We start from the raw sequence: 18,935 nt of genomic DNA on the forward strand, positions 1-18,935 counted from the left end.
TCAGTGTATACCGCGGCTTGACACCCGTCAGGGGCGGGCCGAACATCCGGTGCCCTCCATACACAGCGGGGACATGCCTGTCATGACCACCAACACGCCCTGGGACGCGCCGATTCCTGCCCCCGACACGGGCGCGGCGGACGCGGCCTGGCAGCGGCAGATGCAGCTGACCAAACCGCCGGGATCGCTGGGCCGCCTGGAAACGGCGACCGTGCGCCTGGCGGCGCAACAGCGAACGTCGCTGCCCGCGCTGGAGCGTGTGTGGATTACGGTGTTCGCGGGTGACCACGGTGTCTGCGACGAGGGTGTATCCGCTTTTCCGCAGGCCGTGACGGCCCAGATGGTCCGGAATTTCGCGGCGGGCGGTGCGGCGGTCAGCGTGCTGGCTCGCCACCTGGGTGCCACCCTGGAGGTGGTGAATGCGGGCACGGTGACGCCTCTGCCGCCTCTGGCGGGCGTACGCGATGAGCCGGTCATGCCTGGCACCGCGAACGCCGTCCGCGAGCCGGCCATGAGGGCGGCTCAGCGGGACCAGGCGCTGGCGCTCGGTGACGGGGCGGCGGCTCGCGCCAGCGACGCCGGCGCGCAGCTGTTCATCGGCGGTGACATGGGCATCGGCAACACCACGTCCGCCGCGGCGGTGGCCTGTGCCCTGCTCGGCGCATCGCCGGAGCAACTGGTCGGTCGCGGCACCGGGGTGGACGACGACGGGCTGGTTCGCAAGCGTGGTGCCGTGGCGGCGGCCCTGGCGCGCCACGGTGACGACCGCGCCCCGCTGTCCGTGCTGGCCTCCCTGGGCGGGCTGGAGATCGCCGCCCTTGCCGGTGCCATTCGCGGCGCGGCAAGCCGCGGCCTGCCGGTGCTGGTGGATGGCTTCATCGTCAGTGTCGCGGCGCTGGTGGCGGTGCGCCACACGCCGGATGTGGCGGCATGGCTGCATTTCTCCCACCGCTCCGCGGAGGCGGGTCACGATGCGGTGCTGCGGGCACTGGACGCGGAGCCCCTGCTCGATCTCGGCATGCGGCTGGGTGAAGGCAGTGGCGCTGCGGTCGCGGTGCCACTGTTGCAGGCGGCCTGTCGCCTGCACGGCGAGATGGCGACATTCGAATCGGCAGGTGTCAGCGATGGCGGTTGAGGAAACGCGCTCCACCTGGGTCGACCTGATTCGCCACGGGCAGCCCGAGGGTGGGCAGCGCTACCGTGGTCATCGGGATGATCCGCTGAGCCACGTGGGCTGGGAGCAGATGCGCGCCGCGGTGGAGCCGCGGGACCACTGGGACGTGGTGATCACCTCGCCGCTGTTGCGGTGCCGCGCCTTTGCCCAGGCGATCGCCGACGAACGCGGCATTCCGCTGCACGTTGAGCCCGATTTCAAGGAAATTTCCTTCGGCCGCTGGGAGGGCATGAAGGCCGAGGAGATCCTTGCCCGGGACGGTGACCGTCTGGCGGCGTTCTGGTCCGACGGCGAGGCGAACCCGCCCCCGGGTGGCGAGGCGTTGAGCGCCTTTCACGGTCGTGTTGCCCGGGGCTGGCATCACTGGGTGCATGCGCTCTGGGGGCAGCGGATCCTCGTGGTCGCCCATGGTGGCGTGATCCGCATGATGCTCGCCTGCGTGCTGGACGTGCCACCCGGGCGGCTCATGGCCGGGCTGCACGTGCCCTACGCCTGTCGCAGCCGCGTGCGCATGGACCGCACGGACCACGGGCTACTCAGTTGCCTCATGGCCCATGGTGAGGGCCCGCCATGATCCGCGGCCTGCTATTGGCGACGGTGTTCCTCACGCGGATTCCCGTCCGCCTCCCCGAGGAGCTTGATGAACGGGATCAGGGCATGGCCGTGGCGGCCTATCCGCTGGTGGGGCTCGTACTGGGTGTGGGGCTCGCGGTGCTGGCCTGGTTGCTCGGAGTGGCGGGCCTGCCGCCGCTGCCGACCGCCGTGGTGGTGGTCGCGGCACTGGCCGGCGTGACCGGCGCCCTGCACCTGGACGGGCTGGCGGACTCCGCGGACGCCTGGCTCGGCGGCCACGGTGACCGCGAGCGCATGCTCACCATCATGAAGGATCCCGCCTGCGGGCCGGCGGGTGTGGTCGCCGTCGTGCTGGTGCTGCTGGCCAAGGTGGCGGCGGTGGCGGCGCTGCTGGATGCCCCGGGCGGCTGGGTCGCCCTGGTGCTCGCGCCCATGCTCGCCCGGGGTGGCTGCGCGCTGCTGTTTCCCCTGCTGCCCTACGTGCGCGCCGGCGGGCTGGGTGAAGCGGGTGCCCGGCATCTGGCTGGCTCTCAGCTCACGGTGACGCTGGTCGCCGGTGTCGTGGTCAGTCTGGTGCTGGCCGGTTGGGCCGGTCTGGGCATGGTGCTCACCGCCGTCGCGGTGCTGTGGCTGGGCGTGTGGCTGATGCGGCGGCTGCTGGGCGGGTTCACCGGCGATACCGCCGGTGCATTGCTGGAGAGCACCGAGGCGGTAGTGTTGCTGGTGGCGAGCGCGATGGTGATCGGCGCGCAGGGATGACGGCATCCGCCTGCTTGCCGGCGGGTGAGTTGTCGGTGGATGTAAACATCCACCCTACGGCGCTACGGCGCTACGGTGCGATGGGAGCCGCGCGGCCGCGACCTCGCGTAGGGTGGACCTTCAGGTCCACCATTGTCTCTACGGTCCGGCCCGGGGTCGTTGTCAGATCTCACCCTTGAGCACGTGCGGCAGGCCGGCCACGGCCATCACCACGGTGTCGCACCGCTCTGCCAGCGACTGATTCAGCCAGCCCAGCTCATCGGCAAAACGGCGCGTCAGCGGATCCATGCCGATGATGCCGAGCCCCACCTCGTTGCTGACGATCACCGCGCGCCCCGGGTAGCGGGCCAACGCGGCCAGAAAGGCATCGCGCTCGGAGGACCAGGCCGCTCCGTCGTCCTCGCCCAGCATCTGCCCCAGCCACAGGCTCATGCAGTCCACCAGCAGCGTGGGCGCGTCGTCCGCGGCCAGGTTGTCCAGCGCCGTGCCGAGCGCCCGGGGTTCCTCCACGAGCGCCCAGCCGGACGGCCGCCGCTGCTGGTGGCGATGAATCCGCTCGGCCATTTCGCCATCCCCGGAGCGGGCGGTGGCGATATAGCAGACGGGCCCGGCGCCCGCCGCCACCAGGCGTTCGGCAAGGGCGCTCTTGCCGGAGCGGATGCCGCCAGTCACGAGACAATGTTGCATGGGCCGGATCATAGCAGGGAACCGGGATGCGGCGTGCCAACGAAAAGGGCCCGGCACATGGCCGGGCCCTTGGAGACCAGGATCAGATCCGGCCCTGATTATACCCCGAAGGCGTCCCGGGCAGTCTCCAGGGCGTCGTCCTCGCCATCCTTCGTGGTGACGCCATCGAGCCAGCGCTCCAGCAGCTCCGGATTGTTCTCGATGAGCTTGGTGGCGGCGTCCCGGTAGTCCATGTTGTCGTCCATGATGTAGGACTCACCCTCGTTACGCTCGTCCACGGTGAGCGTGAACTGCTCGAGCAGCTGCGCGGCGTTGGGGCAGCGGTCCTGGTAGCCGGCGTTGATGACCGTGTAGACCGTGGCTTCACCCAGGTTGGGGCCGAAGTAGTCATCGCCGCCTTCCAGGTACTCCATGTCCAGGTTGTGGTTCATGGGGTGAGGTGCCCAGCCGAGGAAGACCACCCAGTCCTCGTTGCGGGTGGCGCGCTCGACCTGGGTGAGCATACCCGCCTCGGAGGATTCCATGAGCCGCCAGTCGCCGAGGTCGAAGGCGTTGTCGTCGATCATGTCGAGGATGATCTCGTTGCCGTCGTTACCCGCCTCGATGCCGTAGATGCGGGATTCGAACTCATCCGCATGCTCGGCGAGATCCCCGAAGCTCTGGACGCCCGCCTCGTAGACGTAGGCGGGGACGGCCAGGGTGTACTTGGCGCCTTCCAGGTTGGCCACCAGCTTCTCCATGTCGCCGGAGTCCAGGTGCGGGCGCACCATGCTCTCCTGGGTGGGCAGCCACAGGCCCATGAAGGCGTCGCGCTCGCCGCTGGACACGGCCTCGAAGGAGATGGGCACCGAGGCGGAGGTCACATCCGTTTCATAGCCCAGGGTCTCGAGGACCATGGCAGCCATGTGAGTGGTCATGGACTCGCCGGTCCATTCGACGTTGGCGAAACCGACTTCGTTGCATTCGGCCGCGTCGCCGGCGTGGGCCGATGTGGCGGCCATGCCCAGGGCCGTCGCCGTGGCGATGCCGATGATTCCGTTTCTCATGATGGTTACCTCCGCGCTTGAACGCGCCCGTGGGGCGGCGCGTATTGAAAAGGGGCCGGTCGACGGAGCACGTTGCCGTTCAACCGATGCCGAATTAACTTTAATTGAATAATCAATCAATATCAAATAGACTGATTTCCAGTGAGCGGACAGGGCCATGCAGGGCCCGTTTGACGGGGAGTAGAGCCACATGCCGAAGCGTGGGATGGAGCCGATCCGGCAGCTGCAGTTCATTGAAGCGACGGTTCAGATCATCCATGAGGAAGGCCTGCACGGAACGACGCTATCCCGCGTCGCCAGGCGTGCCGGAGCATCACCCGGGCTGGTGGCGCACTACTTCGGCGACAAGTCCGGCCTGCTGCACGCCACGTTCCGGCATCTGGCGCGTGCGCTGGGCGCCGAGTTCAGCCGTCGGCTTCAGGGTGTGAGTGATGCCCGCGAGCGGCTGCTGGCCGTGATCGACGCCAATTTCGCCGAGTCCCAGTCCAGCCCCGCTGTGGTGAGCGCCTGGCTCGCCTTCTGGGGGCAGGTCAACCACCGGCCCGAACTGGCGCGCGTCCAGCGCGTGGTCACCAACCGGCTCAAGAGCAACCTGCTCTACAGCCTGCGGCAGCTGGTCGACGAGGACGAAGCGGAGCAGATCGCCACCGGCCTGGCGGTGATGATCGACGGTCTCTGGCTGCGCGCCATGCTGCGCACGGGCGGGTTGAACGTGGCCGAAGCCCGCGCACTGGCACGGGACTACCTCACGACGCAACTTGCAATACGGACGACGGAGACGACGGATGCCTGAGTTTGACGACCGTCTGCTGTGGATTGGCGGCCAGCCCGTGGACGCCGCGGCCGGTGGCCGGTTCGAAACCCGCAACCCCGCCACGGGCGCCGTGCTGGCGCGGGTGGCGCTGGCGGATGCGGACGATGTGGAGCGCGCCGTCGCGGCGGCGCGGGCCGGCCAGCGCGAGTGGGCCGCCATGACCGGTGCCGCCCGGGGGCGGGTGCTCCAGCGCACCGCCGAGCTGCTGCGCGCCAACCGGCAGGAGCTGGCACAACTGGAGTGCCTGGACGGCGGCAAGCCCATTGCGGAAACCCCGGAGGCGGATGTGGACTCCGGTGCCGACTGCCTGGAGTATTTCGCCGGGCAGGCCGCTTCGCTGCAGGGCGAGTACCAGGATGTGGATGGCGGATTCTTCTACACGCGCCCGGAGCCGCTGGGCGTGTGCGCCGGCATCGGTGCCTGGAACTACCCGTTGCAGATCGCCTGCTGGAAATCCGCCCCGGCGCTGGCCGCGGGCAACGCCATGATCTTCAAGCCGGCGGAGCTCACGCCCCTGTCCGCCATGCGTCTTGCGGAGCTGTTCCGCGAGGCCGGCCTGCCGGACGGCGTGTTCAACGTGGTCCACGGCTTCGCCGAGACGGGGCAGGCCCTGGTGCGCCATCCCGGCATCGCCAAGGTGTCTCTTACAGGCGAAGTGGGCACGGGCAAGGCCGTCATGCGTGACGCGGCCGACACGCTGAAGGCGGTGACCATGGAGCTGGGCGGCAAGTCGCCACTGATCGTCTGGGACGACGCCAGCCTTGACGACGCCGTGAGTGGCGCCCTGCTGGGCAATTTCTACACCCAGGGCGAGATCTGCACCAACGGCACCCGCGTGTTCGTGCACGAGGACGTCATTGACGACTTTCTGGAGCGGCTGCGTACGCGCACCGAAAAACTCCGGGTGGGCGATCCCGCGGACCCGGGCACCGACGTGGGGGCCATGATCTCCCCGGAGCACGGTGAACAGGTGCTCAGCTATATCGAGAAGGGCAAGGCCGAGGGCGCCACCCTGATCACCGGGGGTGAGCGGGTGACGGTACCGGGCTGCGAGGCCGGCTGCTTCGTCGCACCCACGATCTTCAGCGGCTGCCGTGACGACATGACCATCGTGCGCGAGGAGATCTTCGGCCCGGTCATGTCGGTGCTGCCGTTCCGGGACGAGGACGACGTCATCCGACGCGCCAACGCCACCGATTACGGGCTGGCGGCCGGTGTTTTCACGCGGGATCTCACGCGCGCCCACCGCGTCGTGGCGGCCCTGGACGCCGGCACCTGCTGGATCAACCATTACAACCTCACGCCCATCGAGATGCCTTTCGGTGGTGTGAAGCAGTCCGGCATCGGCCGGGAGAACAGCCGCCACGCGCTGACCCACTACACGCGCCTCAAGAGCGTGTTCGTGGCCTCCGGCGCCGTGGACGCCCCCTACTGAAACCCTCTCGCCGGCCGGCCGCCCTAGGGGCGGCTCGTGCCGTTGCGTATCGACCCAGCGGAGCCATCGCCATGGCGAGCGAAGAACGTTTCGACTACATCATCGTGGGTGCCGGCTCGGCGGGCGCCGTGCTGGCCCACCGGCTGACCGAGGACGCGGACGTCTCGGTGCTGCTGCTGGAGGCCGGCCCCATGGACCGCAGCCTGTTCATCCACATGCCCTCGGCGTTCGCCTATCCGCTCGCCGACGACACGTACAACTGGTACTACCACAGCGAGCCGGACCCGCACATGGACAACCGCGCCATGTACTGCCCGCGCGGCCGGGTGCTGGGGGGGTCAAGTTCCATCAACGGCATGGCCTACGTGCGCGGGCACGCCCTGGACTACGAGAACTGGGCGAAGGACTTCGGCCTGGCTGGCTGGGAATACCGCCACTGCCTGCCCTACTTCCGCCGCGCTGAGGATTTCGATCAGGGCGAGAACGCCTACCACGGCGTCGGCGGCCCGCTGCACGTGACCACCGGCGAGATGAAGAACCCGCTCTACGGTGCCTTCGTCGAGGCCGGCGTCGCCGCTGGCTACCCCCGTACCGAGGACATGAACGGCTACTGCCAGGAGGGCTTCGGGCCGATGTTCCGCACCACCAAGGACGGCTGGCGCTGGAGCACGGCGAACGGGTATCTCCGGCCGATCATAAAGCGGCCCAATCTGACCGTGCGCACTCGGGCGTTCACCCGGCGCGTGATCACCGCGGGTGAGCGCGCCATCGGCGTGGAGGTGGAGCACCGGGGCAGCACCACGGTGATTCACGCCGACCGCGAAGTGCTCCTGTGCGCTGGCGCGATCAATTCACCGCAGACGCTGATGCTCTCCGGCATCGGCCCGGCCGACCATCTGCGCGAGCACGGCATCGGCGTGGTGGCCGATCGCCCGGGCGTGGGGCAGAACCTGCAGGACCACCTGGAGATCTACGTCCAGTACGCCTGCAAGCAGCCCATTACCCTCTACAGCGCCCTCAAGCCCTGGAACAAGGCCATGATCGGTGCCGAATGGCTGCTGAAGCGCACCGGGCTGGGCGCCACCAACCACTTCGAGTCGGGCGGGTTCATCCGCAGCGACGCCGGTGTGGAGCACCCCAACCTGCAGTACCACTTCCTGCCCATGGCGGTGACCTACGATGGCAAGACCACCCAGCAGCGCCATGGCTTTCAGGCCCACGTGGGACCGATGCGCCCGGAGAGCCGGGGCTCGGTCACACTGACCAGCGCTGATCCGCATCAGGCGCCGCGCATTCTGTTCAACTACATGAGCAGCGAGCGCGATCGCCACGAGATGCGCCAGAGCGTCCGTCTGACCCGTGAAATCATGGCCCAGGCGCCGATGGACGACTTCCGTGCCGAAGAGCTGTCACCCGGCCCCGACGTGACCACGGACGCGCAGCTCGACGCGTTCGTCCGCCAGCATGGCGAGAGTGCCTACCACCCGTCCTGCACCTGTCGCATGGGAACGGCCGATGACCCGGGCGCGGTAGTGGATGGCCAGGGTCGCGTTTACGGCGTTGACGCCCTGCGTGTGGTGGACGCCTCGATCATGCCGCGGATCGCCAGCGGCAACCTGAACGCACCCACCATCATGATCGCCGAGAAGATTGCGGATGCCATTCGCGGTCGCGGTGCGCTCGTGGAGGAGCAGCCCTGGTATCAGCCGGCCAACCTGGCCACCCGGCAACGCGAGGGCGAACCGGAGCGGTCGCTGTAAGGCGTATGTAAGGCGTGTCCCTCCAGACTGTCTCTGTCCCCGGAGCATTCCCGGGACGGCGGGCCGCTCACTGCGGTGTAACCGAAGAGACATCATCGACCGAACAACAAGGAGGGTCACCCATGCGCAGGACCATGACGGCACTGGCACTGTCATCGGCGCTCGTCGCCGGCACCGCCCAGGCGGAGGTTCCCGGGCAGGGCACGTTCGCCCTGTCCATCACCGATCTGTTCTCCGGCCCGGCTGTCGCCCAGGGCCCCCTGGGGACCGGCTTCTCCGGTCCCACGTACAACGCCGGCTACTTCGTCACCGATGACATCATGCCGTACGGCTCGCTGACCATTTCCAGCGCGGAAGACACCATGTTCCTGCTCCGGGGCGGCTCCCGCTTCTACGCCATCCCGGGGGACACGGGCTCGCTGCGCACCTTCATCGATGGTGAGCTGCTCTTCTTCTCCAACGGTATGGACGCCGTCGGCCTGGGCGGCAATTTCGGCATGGAGTACCACGTTTCGCGGCATTTCAGTGTCTCCGGCCGTGTCGGTCTATCGCTGGTCAACCCCGACGAGGGCGACACGGTCTTCAACCTCGGAACCGCCAGTACTGCCGTGAACTTCTACTTCTAGGCTCTGCTCCCGATCGACCTCTTGAGCCGGTTTGGCCGGTCGCCCGTCCGGGGTGGCCGGTCTCTTTTTCGCATGCCGGGACGCCAGCGGATTGTGTTGGCCGTCCCCGCGTGGCAACATGCGCTTCGCAAACGCTGCAGGAAGCTGCGTTCCCGGCGAAAGGAATCGCGCCCGCCCCCATGCGGGACATTACCGCCGTGTTCGTGGCTCTTGTGAGGGAGCACACCACGAGGAACACGCGATATGGCAGAGCAATACGCATCAGCGGATGCTGAAACACCCGCCCCCGGAACGCTCTCCGAGACTGTCGGCTACGCATTCGCTCTGTTTCGGCGGCACTTTCTGCGCCTTCTCCCTCTCGGGATCGTTTTCCATGCGGCCTTCGCAGGCTACCTCCTGTACCTGAGTCGGGCTCCCTATGCAGACTCGGACCCTGGGTTAGGTCTGGTTGTGCTGCATTTACTCATGGTCATCCTGTTCTGCTGGGTATGGGCGTTTGGTGCCCGGTGCGTCCATGACCAGGAGGCGGCTGGCGATGTGGAGCCTTACGACGGCCATGCGGGGTTGTTCGGGCGGGTGATTCTCCTGTTTGTCCTGTTTCAGTTTCTTTCCGTCCTCGCCGTCTTTCCTCTGGTGTTCTTGATGGAGGTCGGCGGAGTGTGGCTGGCCGGCGTCGTGGCCATCGTCAGTGGCTTGTATCTGTCGATCCGCTGCTGGATGGTTCCCGTGGTCATGGGGGTGGAGGATCGGTACTCGATGGATGCCATCGGGCGCTCCTGGAAGCTCACCTCCGGTGGCCCGGCCTTTCTCCTGGCCCTTGGCGTTGTGCTCTTTGCACTGGCGGCGACCGCGGTACCCGGGATGCTGTGGAAACTCGGGCTGGATGCCGTCTTCTACCCCGGCTACCTCATGGACAACGGCACCGCCTTTTTCTGGTGGCTTGGTGTTGTCGGGGGGGAGGCGCTGCTCTTCCCGCTGTTCATCGCGGCCAGCGTCGCGGCGCTGCATGCGCTCCAGGCCGGCTGTCCGGCTGACGCCGAGACCGATGCCGAGACCGATGCCGACTAACTGCCCCGGGAGCCTCATATCATGAACGAACCGACGCTGACAGGCGATCAGTCACCTGCGCCCCGGGGCCTCATCGCGGCGATGGGGTGGACAATGGGGCTTCTCGCCCGGCACTGGTGGCGTTTGACGCTGTTCGGGGGCGCGGTGCTTGCGGTCATGATCGCGCTCCATTGGGTGACGCCCGTCTCGCGATCCGCCGCTTTTGTCTCGGCGTTCCTGCTGACGCAATTCCTCCATGTCTTCGCCCTGATGGCGGGGCTACGTCTCCTGTACAACTGGGAGCACGGCATCACGCCGTGGTGGCGGATTGGTGCATTGCGGCTGCTTCTGCCCGCCATCGGGGTTACAGTGCTGATGCAGTTGATGCTGTGGGCGATCTCCGGGCTCCTCTCCGTTGTCCTCAAGCTCTTCGGCCTGCCCTCCATTTCCGCCATTACACATGGGGCCCCGGTGTTATCTTCCGGGGCGTTCTCGCTGTTCGCGGTCGTTGTAATCGTCCTGGCGATCGTCCTGACGATCATCTCGGTGCGAATGGTCCCCTGGGTTCCACTGATGTCACTCCGCAGGCTCGGTGTGATTGCTGCCCTGAAACGCGCCTGGTCGCTCACCTTCGACAGCTGGTGGTTTACCGCCCTGCTGGCGCTGTTCTACGCCGCGTTGACCGTGGGGGCTGAAATCGCGCTTGAGGCCGGGCTCTACGCGCTGCCGCTGCACGGGTATGAGCTGTTCTGGTGGATCATGATGGGTCTGGCTCAGGCATTCATTGCCTTCTCCATCGCTCTGGTGGTCCCTGTGGGCTACGTGCTGGTGCACTCGCTGGAGGCGCGCGAGGCGACGAGGCTGGAGCAGTTGCGGCCGGTGTCGAGAAACCGGGACCAGTGAGAAAGGAAGACGCCACAAGGAGCACGTGGTATGGCAGAGCAATACGCATCGGCGGATGCTGAAATACCGGCCCCCGGAACGCTCTCCGAGACGGTCGGTTACGCAGTGACGCTCTTCCGCCGGTACGTTGTGCTCCTTCTGCCCATCGCGCTGTTCGCTCACGGATTCGTCGAGTGGTATTTCGTTTTCCAGTCCCGGGCTTTCCACAAGGGAACCGTCCCCGGCGTCTGGCTGCTCGTGCTACAGACCTTCGCTGTCATGGTGTACTGCTGGGCCTGGATGCTTGCTGCGCGACTCGTCCACGAGCGGGAGGTCGCAGGCGGCGAGGAACCCTTTAACGGTCATGTCGGGCTCTTTGGCCAGGCTGTCCTCCTGGTAATTCTATGTCTGATTCCCGCGATGCTCTCGGTCATGCCGCTGCTGCTGCACGCCTTGCTGACCGGGGGGTCGTGGCTGCCTTTCTTCGTGGCAGTGGCTGTCTTCATGTATCTGGCGACCCGTCTGTGGCTGACTCCTGTCGTCATGAGCACCGAGGATCTGTGGCCGATGGACGCCTTCGGGCGCTCCTGGGCGCTCACATCCGGCCTATCGGCCCATTTCATGACGTTGGGCGTCGTCGTTTTCATGCTGGTCGCAACCGTGTTGCCGGCGGTGCTCTGGAAGTCCGTGCTCGGCTCGGCGTTCTTTCCCGCCTATGTGACGGATGATGGCGCTGCCGTGTTCTGGTGGATTGGCGCAGTCGTCGTTGGGATGCTGCTGTTTCCGCTTTTCGTTACCACCAGCGTTGCGGCACTGCTTGCGCTCGAGGCCCGCGACCGGGCGAAACCCGATACCGACGAACGGATCGGCGGATTCTGATCACGGCCGCGCGGACGCTGGTGCACCCCCCGGAAGTGCCCAAGGTGGCGAGGCTGGAGCAGTCGCGGCCGGTACCTGGAAACCGGGACCAGTAAGAAGGGACACACCACAAGGAAGGCGCAATATGACACAGCAATACGTATCAGCGGATGCCGAAACGTCCGTGCCCGGGACGTTCTCCGAAACTGTCAGCTACGCATTCACCCTGTACCGGCGGTACTTTCTGCTCCTTCTGCCTCTGGGTCTGTTCACCCACGCGATCACCGAAGGCTACGTCCTCTACCTGTCCCGGAGTCTTGATTCGGTCATGGATTCTGTAACGGGGCTGATCCTGTTCCAGGCACTCTCGATCATCGTGTTCTGCTGGGCCTTGATGTTCGGCATGCGGCGCACTCATGTGCTGGAAACCGCAGGCTGGGCGGAACCCTTTAAAGGTCATCCGGGGCTTGTCGGCCGGATTATTGTCCTGCAGATCCTGTGTATGGTTCTTGGTCTGGCTGCCACCCTCCCGCTGATCCTGATCGCGCAGATTGGAGGGCCGTGGCCGGTTCTCATCCTGGTCATTGCTGGTTCCCTGTATCTGGGGGTCCGCCTGTGGCTGGTTCCTGCCGCAATGGGTGTGGAGGACCTGTGGCCGATCGACGCCTTCCAGCGTTCCTGGGCGCTGACGTCCGGTGCTCCGGCCTTCTTCCTGACGCTGGGCATCCTCGCTTTCGCCATGGTTGCAGCGGTGTTGCCGGGGGTGCTGTGGAAACACGTGCTCGATGTCGCGTTCCATCCCGCGTATCTGACGCACGACGGCGCCGCGCTCTTGTGGTGGCTGGGTGCCGTCGGCGTCGAGGCGGCGATCTTCCCGCTTCTTGTCACCACCGGCGTGGCGATCCTGTACGCTCTCAAGGGCCGGAGACTGTGCTGATCCCGGTGCAGTGCCTGATGCCGTCATCGTCCGGCTGCCGGGTACGCTCCGTGGTCCGGAGTCAGGCGCAGGGCGGGCCTGACGGTTCACTCTGCGGGCTGACAGGACGTCCGGACGGGTCAGTCCATTCCGCTTGCAGCGCTTGACCCCGTGCCGGCCAGATTGCAGATTGTGGGGTTGGAACGTGTGGGCACGGCTGCAACTGCCCGGCGAAGAATAAGAAGTGAGCGGGTGGCAACAATGCCCAGGATGCGGGTGCTACACAAGGATGATCAGGACCCATGGCTGCTTCCGGTAACGGATGATCCCGCGGTGCGTGCATTGTGGCAGGCCCGGGAGCGCGCTCATACGGATCCTTACGGCGCTGCCCAGACCGTGGAACCCTTGTTACCGGCACTGGCCCAGCGCAACGATTTATCGCCGTGGCTGGCGTTCACCATCGCCGTGACCGGGCGCATCCATACCCTGTCACGCTTTGATACCCTGGATCCCTTCATCGATTTCTTCGAAACGGAACGGCCCCACCTGGTTGCGCCGCCGGCCATTACCCTCGAGGTTGATTCCTGTTTTTTCGGGGCCCTGGTGTTTCGCAGGCCGGATCACCCTGATCTGGAGGAATGGGCGAGCCGGTGCGAGGAGGCTTTCGAGGCCGACGGGCCAATCTTCGCCCGCCTGAGTGCGGCCAATTACCTCCTTCTTCATCGCATCTGGTGTGGCCATCTGATGGCCGCCGACTCCCTGTGCAGCCGGATGATGGCGCTGCGGGAACGCACCGATGACGTGAGAAGCCGCCTGTTATGCCATTCGGCCAGCGCCATGATCCGGCGGTTGTTCCTGGATTACGACGCCTGTCACCGTGAGATCGAGCTCGGTATGCAGCTGGCGGACGAGACCGGGGTTCACTCCTGGGATTCCCACCTGGCCATGCAGGCGGCCTTTCTGGGGCTGAGTCGGGGGCGTGTCGAGGAAGGGCGTTACTGGCTGGACGCCATGGGGCCGGCGGCGCCGCCCGAGTACCTGCTGGATCGCTCCGGTTATCACTACACCCTCGCGTGGCTGCATTCGCTGGAGCAGCGGTTGCCCCGGGCCCAGGAGCACGCTGCCGAGGCGGTGCGCCTTGCCCGGCAGTCCGGTGCCGTATTCCCCCAGGCGGTGACGCACATGGGACTGGGCCAGCTCTATCTGGATCGGGGCCGTGTGGCGAGCGGGCTCTATCATATCGCCCAGGCGCGCCGTGTCGGCCGACGCATGCGGTCCGCAAAGCCCGTGCAGTTCATGCGTGGTCTGCTGCAGGCACAGGTGGCGTTCAAGCTCGGCATGCAGCGGCGGGGTGTGAAGGCGCTGCGCCACGCCCTGCAGGTGGGCAGTGCCGAGCATTACGTGAATTACCCGTGGTGGCGGCGCGACATCATGGCAGAGCTCTGCAGCGAGGCTCTGAAATCGGGCATCGAGACGGAGTACGTGCAGCAGCTGATTCGGTTGCGCCGCCTGCGTCCCCCGGCCGATACCGCTGTCGCCGCGGACTGGTACTGGCCGCTGGAGATCGACGTGCTCGGCACGCCGCAGGTGCTGCTGGATGGTGAGCCGATCAGCCTGGGGCCGAGAATGCAGGCGTTGCTGGTGGCGCTGGCCTGCCTGGGTGATCGGCGTGCGTGGGTGAGTCGCGAGGCGCTGGCGGATCACCTGTGGCCGGACAGTGAGGGTGATCGGGCGCAGCAGACACTGGATACGGCCCTCCATCGCCTGCGTCGGCAGCTTGGCAGTGACGAGGCGGTGATCGTCACGCGACCCGGTGCAGTGGCGCTGGATCCCGGGCTGTGCCGGGTCGACTACTGGGATCTACTGGATTACGTGGAAGCGGGCCATCTGGACCAGGCCGGCGTTCGGGAACTGCTCCACCTCGGGGCGCGGTTGTGCGGCGGGGCGGACGAGAGCCATCGCCTGTTGCTGCCCGTGGACAGCCTCCGTCGCCGCCTGGTGGCGCGGGTGCTGGATGCCGCTTCCGGCGAGGGCGTGCCTGTGGGCACACGTCAGTACTGGCTTGAGAGCCTTGTGGCCATGGTGCCGGAGGATGAGAGTGCCTGGCAGGGGTTGATCCGCCATTACCGGCACAACCGCATGGAGGCGGCTGCCAGTGATGCGGAACAGCGGTGTCGGGAGACCCTGGGAGCCGGGGCTGTCGCCGGATAGGCCGCTGCCCGGGCCCGTCAGCCGCCGGAGCGCAGCTTGCGGCTGTTCTCCACCGTCCGGAACACCAGCGGCGGGACGGGGCGGTCCCGGTCTGCCGCCTCCACTGCCTCGACCACTTCATCGTGCACGGGTGATTTCGGGCAGGTCGGGTCGGTGACGGCGGGATCCCCGGCGAGCAGATACGCCTGACAGCGGCAGCCGCCGTGGCACTGGCTGAGAATCTCGCAGCTTGCGCACGGCTCGGGCAGCCAGTCGTCGCCGCGGAAGATGTTGAACGCCTCGGAATCCTCCCAGATCGCCCGCAGCGGTGTGTCCACCACCGATGGCAGAGACAGGCCCGGAAGTCCCGCAGCCCCGTGACAGGGCAGCGCCCGGCCATCCGGTGCCACGCCGAGGAAGGTGCTGCCCCAGCCGTTCATGCACGGTTTCGCCTTGCCGTCGTAGTAGTCGGAGGCGACAAAGAAGATCCGCATGCGGCCGTCCACCTTCTGCCGCCAGCGCTCGGTCACTGCTTCCGCGTGCTCGATCTGCGCACGGGTGGGCATGAGCGCAGCGCGGTTGTGGAATGCCCAGCCGTGGTACTGGGTGTTGGCCAGCTCGACGTAGTCCGCGCCCAGATCCCAGGCGAGCTGCAGAATGCTGTCGATGTGGTCCAGGTTGAGCCTGTGCAGGACGATGTTGAAGACCATCGGGTAGCCCTGGGAGTGGATCGCCCGGGCGATGGCCTGCTTGTGCTCGAAATGGCCCCGGCCCGCCACCATGTTCGACAGTTCGCTGTCATCCGCCTGGAAACTGAGCTGGATGTGATCCAGCCCTGCCTGCCGCAGCTGCGCCAAGCGTGCCTCGTCCATGCCGACACCGGAGGTGATCAGGTTGGTGTAGAAGCCCATGGTGTGGGCTTCGCCCACGAGAATCTCCAGGTCCTTGCGCAGCAGCGGCTCGCCGCCGGAGAGCCCGAGCTGGACCGAGCCCAGCTCCCGGGCCTGGCGGAAGACGCTGAGCCACTGCTCGGTATCGAGCTCGTCACGGTAGTGGGCGAACCCGAGGGGGTTGGAGCAGTAGGCACACTGCAGCGGGCAGCGGTAGGTGACCTCAGCCAGCAGCCACAGCGGCATGCCCTGCACGGGCCGGGCTGCGGGCTGCGACGTCGCAATTGCTTCAGTGCTCATGGCCCTGCTCCTCCCACTGGACCCACCCCTGGCTGCGGGCATCCACCAGAAATTCCACCACATCGTCGGCCACGTCGGCGTCCGGGAACCGGCGCGAGAGTTCGTCGATGAGGTCTGCAAGGGTTCGACCGTCACACAGCGCGAGAATTTCCCCCGCGGATTCATTCAACTGCACCATGCCTTCCGGGTAGAGCAGCACGCGGGCCTCCTGGGCAGGTTCCCACTGCAGGCGAACGCCGCGGGCCAGGGCGATGGGTGTGGAGCGATCCATTCAGTCTCCCTCCGGAACGGCGTGATAGGGCGGCATTCCGACCACGTAGGCCAGGTACATGGCATCAAGCATGGTCCACAGAACGTCCAGTTTGAAGCGCAGCACCTCCAGGGCGCGCTCCTGGCGCTCGCGGGTGTCGAACAGATCCAGGGTCAGCGCCAGGCCGTGCCGGACATCCTCGCGGGCCTGTCCGAGACGGTTCTCGAAATAGGCCAGCCCCGCGCGATCCACCCAGGGGTAGTGGCGCGGCCAGGTCTCCAGCCTGGAGCGGTGCGCATCGGGTGCGAACAGCTCGGTCAGTGAGGAGCACACCGCCTCCTGCCACGGCTGCTGCCGGGCGAAGTTGTGGTAGGCGTCCACGGCGAAGCGCACCCCGGGGAGGACTTCGTCCAGGGAGGTCATGCGCTCGCGGGAGACGCCCACGGCGTCACCCAGCGCCAGCCAGGCGGCAATGCCGCCCTCGTTCCGGTCATCGCCATCGTGGTCGATGATGCGCTGGATCCACCGGCGGCGGACGTCACGATCCGGACAGTTGGCGAGCACCGCCGCATCCTTGCGCGGGATGTTGATCTGGTAGTAGTAGCGGTTGATTACCCACCCCTGCATCTGCTCGCGGGTGAGCTCCCCGGCGGCCATCATCTTCTGGTAGGGGTGGTGGAAATGGTAGTACCGGCCCAGCGCGCGGAGCTGGCGCTCGAATTCTTCCCGGCTCCACGGTGCCTCAGAGCTCGATGACCATGCCGTCATGGGCAACCTCGATCCCCTCCTCGGCCAGTTGCGCCCGCTCGGCGGACGCGGGGTCGAGAATGGGGTTGGTGTTGTTGATGTGAATGAGAACGCGGCGCGCGCGGGGGTAGCGGCGCAGGCGTTCGATCATGCCGCCCGGCCCGGTCTGGGGCATATGGCCCATCTCCCTGGCGGTCTTGCGGCCACCCACGGTCCGCTGCATTTCGTCGTCGGTCCAGGTGGTGCCGTCCACCAGCAGGACGTCTGCGCTTGCCATCCAGGTCTCCAGGTGGGGCTCCATCTCCCCGAGTCCGGGCGCATAGAAGGCGGCGCGTCCGCTGCTCCGGTCCTCCAGGAAAAGCCCCAGGTTGTCGCCGGGCCGCGGGTCGGCCCGGTGGGGGGAGTAGGGCGGTGCCTTGCTGGTCAGCGCCACGGGCGTGAAGCGGATGCCGGGCACCTCGGCGGGCTCGACCGCCTGTCCATCCAGCGGCAGGTTGTGGACCTGCGTGCCGCAGTAGTGGGAGAGGATCTCGAGGATCGGAAAACCGGTCCGCAGATCCTCTTCGGCCCGTTCGCTGCAGTAGACCGGCAGTGGTGTTGCGCTCTCGCGCAGCATCAGCAGACCGGTGACGTGATCGATCTGGCTGTCCATCAGCGCGATCGCGGCAATGCCGGTATCCCGTGCACCGCGCCCGGGCTGGAGCTCCGGGGTGGCGAGTATCTGCGCGCGAATGTCGGGGGAGGCGTTGATCAGCAGCCAGCGCTGGCCATCGGCGCTGACCGCGATGGACGACTGGGTGCGGCTTTCGTCCGCCAGCCGGCCGGATCGTGCCTCACGGCATCGGGGGCAGTTGCAGTTCCACTGGGGGAATCCGCCGCCCGCGGCGGATCCAAGCACGCGAATGCGCATCGGTTGATTGATCCGGAAGAACCGGGGCCGGCGTGTGCCGGCCCCTGTCGAGTCACCGTGCGGTGACGTACAGGTTGATTTCGAACCCGAGTCGAATGTCGTTGTAAGCAGGCTTGGTCCACATACAGCTTTACCTCCCCGTGTAAAGAACGGCAGATGAAGGCGGGAGCAACATGCTCAGGCCCGGTCCCGCCAGCCGGTACTTGAGTATAGACAACACCGCGATTGTGCACAGGAAAACCCCGGAATGCCCCGCTCTCAATGGCGGGGGGTCGCGGGTTTTCAGACCGCTGCTACTATTATATCTACCCCTTACCTGTCAATGACGTGAGCGAGTCAGCAGCGGTTCGAATGTCAGCGTCGGCACCGGTATCAACCGGGCCCCATGTTACGGGAGGGACGGAATCATGGACAACGCGGTATCGATTCACCCGGTGATCGACCGGGGCACCCCCCGGGAAGACTCTGGCTTCCGTGGCGGAACCCTGGCCTGCAAGTGCAGCCAGGATCCGGTGCAGGTCAGAGTCGACGCCCAGGTCGCCCACAACCACGCCTGTGGTTGTACCAAATGCTGGAAACCCGAAGGCGCGCTTTTCTCCATGGTCGCCGTTGTTCCGCGGGAGAAAGTCAGCGTCACCGCCAACGAGAACAAGCTCGACACTATCGATTCCGGCGCTGTCATCCAGCGCCACGCCTGTCGCGATTGCGGCGTCCACATGTACGGCCGCATCGAGAACAGGGACCACCCCTTCTACGGTCTCGACTTCATCCATCCCGAATTGTTCCGCGAGGAAGGTTGGGCGCCGCCGGAGTTTGCAGCGTTCGTGTCGTCGATCATCGAATCGGGAACACCCCCTGAGCAGATGGACGATGTGCGCTCGGATCTCCGCCGGCGCGGGCTGGAGCCGTACGACTGTCTGTCGCCACCGTTGATGGATGTGATCGCCACGCATACTGCGAAAGCCAGCGGCGCTTTGCGGGCGTGACGGGCTAGACCGCGGCCTCGGGGCCGCTGAGGTTGCAACCGCAGGATGCGGTAACGCACGACAACGAAGAGCAGTGATGCTGTGA

General features: G+C 66.5%; 20 protein-coding genes. 13 read left to right on the top strand and 7 right to left on the bottom strand.

Translation table 11 applies throughout. The features are described from left to right. The first annotated feature begins 82 nt into the window (after nucleotides 1–82). From cobT to cobS, 3 genes are read left to right on the top strand one after another with little or no spacing between them, the layout of a single operon-like run. On the top strand, nucleotides 83–1,135 hold the full coding sequence (gene cobT, locus BMZ02_RS13705; protein WP_091644905.1) for a nicotinate-nucleotide--dimethylbenzimidazole phosphoribosyltransferase: 1,053 nt from the start codon (nucleotides 83–85) through the stop codon (nucleotides 1,133–1,135). Then, on the top strand, nucleotides 1,125–1,748 hold the full coding sequence (locus tag BMZ02_RS13710; protein WP_091644906.1) for a histidine phosphatase family protein: 624 nt from the start codon (nucleotides 1,125–1,127) through the stop codon (nucleotides 1,746–1,748). The genes cobT and BMZ02_RS13710 overlap by 11 nt, the downstream gene beginning before the upstream one ends. Beyond that, a complete protein-coding gene (cobS, locus tag BMZ02_RS13715) occupies nucleotides 1,745–2,506 on the top strand; it encodes an adenosylcobinamide-GDP ribazoletransferase (RefSeq protein WP_091644908.1) in 762 nt (253 codons plus the stop codon). The genes BMZ02_RS13710 and cobS overlap by 4 nt, the downstream gene beginning before the upstream one ends. Nucleotides 2,507–2,668: 162 nt before the next feature. Here cobS and cobU read toward each other — a convergent pair whose 3' ends face one another. Both cobU and choX read right to left on the bottom strand, forming a co-directional pair. Next, entirely contained in the window at nucleotides 2,669–3,193 is a 525-nt protein-coding gene (cobU, locus tag BMZ02_RS13720) for a bifunctional adenosylcobinamide kinase/adenosylcobinamide-phosphate guanylyltransferase (protein WP_091644971.1), read from the bottom strand. Nucleotides 3,194–3,291: 98 nt separating this feature from the next. Continuing rightward, entirely contained in the window at nucleotides 3,292–4,239 is a 948-nt protein-coding gene (gene choX / locus BMZ02_RS13725; protein WP_091644910.1) for a choline ABC transporter substrate-binding protein, read from the bottom strand. Nucleotides 4,240–4,429: 190 nt separating this feature from the next. Between choX and betI the strand changes: the two genes are divergently transcribed. The 9 genes from betI (at nucleotide 4,430) to BMZ02_RS13770 (ending at nucleotide 14,788) form a co-directional block, all read left to right on the top strand. Next, a complete protein-coding gene (gene betI, locus BMZ02_RS13730; protein WP_091644912.1) occupies nucleotides 4,430–5,032 on the top strand; it encodes a choline-binding transcriptional repressor BetI in 603 nt (200 codons plus the stop codon). Continuing rightward, nucleotides 5,025–6,488, top strand: a complete 1,464-nt coding sequence (gene betB / locus BMZ02_RS13735) for a betaine-aldehyde dehydrogenase (RefSeq protein WP_091644914.1) — start codon at nucleotides 5,025–5,027, stop codon at nucleotides 6,486–6,488. The genes betI and betB overlap by 8 nt, the downstream gene beginning before the upstream one ends. Before the next feature lie 71 nt (nucleotides 6,489–6,559). Next, on the top strand, nucleotides 6,560–8,248 hold the full coding sequence (gene betA / locus BMZ02_RS13740) for a choline dehydrogenase (RefSeq protein WP_091644915.1): 1,689 nt from the start codon (nucleotides 6,560–6,562) through the stop codon (nucleotides 8,246–8,248). Between the two features lie 122 nt (nucleotides 8,249–8,370). Further along, on the top strand, nucleotides 8,371–8,874 hold the full coding sequence (locus BMZ02_RS13745; protein ID WP_091644917.1) for a hypothetical protein: 504 nt from the start codon (nucleotides 8,371–8,373) through the stop codon (nucleotides 8,872–8,874). A gap of 450 nt (nucleotides 8,875–9,324) precedes the next feature. After that, nucleotides 9,325–9,942, top strand: a complete 618-nt coding sequence (locus tag BMZ02_RS13750; RefSeq protein ID WP_139209220.1) for a hypothetical protein — start codon at nucleotides 9,325–9,327, stop codon at nucleotides 9,940–9,942. A gap of 21 nt (nucleotides 9,943–9,963) precedes the next feature. Then, nucleotides 9,964–10,824, top strand: a complete 861-nt coding sequence (locus tag BMZ02_RS13755) for a hypothetical protein (protein ID WP_091644920.1) — start codon at nucleotides 9,964–9,966, stop codon at nucleotides 10,822–10,824. A gap of 30 nt (nucleotides 10,825–10,854) precedes the next feature. After that, entirely contained in the window at nucleotides 10,855–11,682 is an 828-nt protein-coding gene (locus BMZ02_RS13760; protein WP_091644922.1) for a hypothetical protein, read from the top strand. Between the two features lie 124 nt (nucleotides 11,683–11,806). Next, nucleotides 11,807–12,598 carry a hypothetical protein gene (locus BMZ02_RS13765; RefSeq protein ID WP_091644924.1) on the top strand — a complete coding sequence of 264 codons (792 nt, stop codon included), beginning with the start codon at nucleotides 11,807–11,809 and terminating at the stop codon, nucleotides 12,596–12,598. Nucleotides 12,599–12,838: 240 nt separating this feature from the next. Next, complete coding sequence (locus BMZ02_RS13770) at nucleotides 12,839–14,788, top strand: AfsR/SARP family transcriptional regulator (protein WP_139209221.1); 1,950 nt, start codon at nucleotides 12,839–12,841, stop codon at nucleotides 14,786–14,788. Nucleotides 14,789–14,805: 17 nt separating this feature from the next. Here the strand turns inward: BMZ02_RS13770 and pqqE are convergent, their stop codons facing one another. Genes pqqE through pqqA form a run of 5 tightly spaced genes read right to left on the bottom strand, consistent with a single transcriptional unit; the run spans nucleotide 14,806 to nucleotide 17,988 of the window. Then, nucleotides 14,806–15,957, bottom strand: coding sequence for a pyrroloquinoline quinone biosynthesis protein PqqE (gene pqqE, locus BMZ02_RS13775; protein ID WP_091644927.1), 1,152 nt, complete (start codon nucleotides 15,955–15,957; stop codon nucleotides 14,806–14,808). Next, a complete protein-coding gene (gene pqqD / locus BMZ02_RS13780) occupies nucleotides 15,947–16,228 on the bottom strand; it encodes a pyrroloquinoline quinone biosynthesis peptide chaperone PqqD (protein WP_091644929.1) in 282 nt (93 codons plus the stop codon). The genes pqqE and pqqD overlap by 11 nt, the downstream gene beginning before the upstream one ends. Beyond that, nucleotides 16,229–16,975: a pyrroloquinoline-quinone synthase PqqC gene (gene pqqC / locus BMZ02_RS13785; RefSeq protein WP_091644931.1), complete on the bottom strand. Its 747-nt coding sequence runs from the start codon at nucleotides 16,973–16,975 to the stop codon at nucleotides 16,229–16,231. Then, nucleotides 16,950–17,864, bottom strand: a complete 915-nt coding sequence (gene pqqB / locus BMZ02_RS13790) for a pyrroloquinoline quinone biosynthesis protein PqqB (protein ID WP_091644933.1) — start codon at nucleotides 17,862–17,864, stop codon at nucleotides 16,950–16,952. The genes pqqC and pqqB overlap by 26 nt, the downstream gene beginning before the upstream one ends. A gap of 52 nt (nucleotides 17,865–17,916) precedes the next feature. Beyond that, entirely contained in the window at nucleotides 17,917–17,988 is a 72-nt protein-coding gene (gene pqqA, locus BMZ02_RS19430; RefSeq protein ID WP_091644973.1) for a pyrroloquinoline quinone precursor peptide PqqA, read from the bottom strand. A gap of 283 nt (nucleotides 17,989–18,271) precedes the next feature. Between pqqA and gfa the strand changes: the two genes are divergently transcribed. Further along, nucleotides 18,272–18,850 (top strand): S-(hydroxymethyl)glutathione synthase, encoded by a 579-nt coding sequence (gene gfa / locus BMZ02_RS13800; protein WP_091644935.1) that lies wholly within the window; start codon nucleotides 18,272–18,274, stop codon nucleotides 18,848–18,850. Nucleotides 18,851–18,935: the final 85 nt, after the last annotated feature.

The sequence above is a fragment of the Aquisalimonas asiatica genome (genome assembly GCF_900110585.1).
In the GTDB taxonomy this organism is placed as follows: Bacteria; Pseudomonadota; Gammaproteobacteria; order Nitrococcales; family Aquisalimonadaceae; genus Aquisalimonas; species Aquisalimonas asiatica.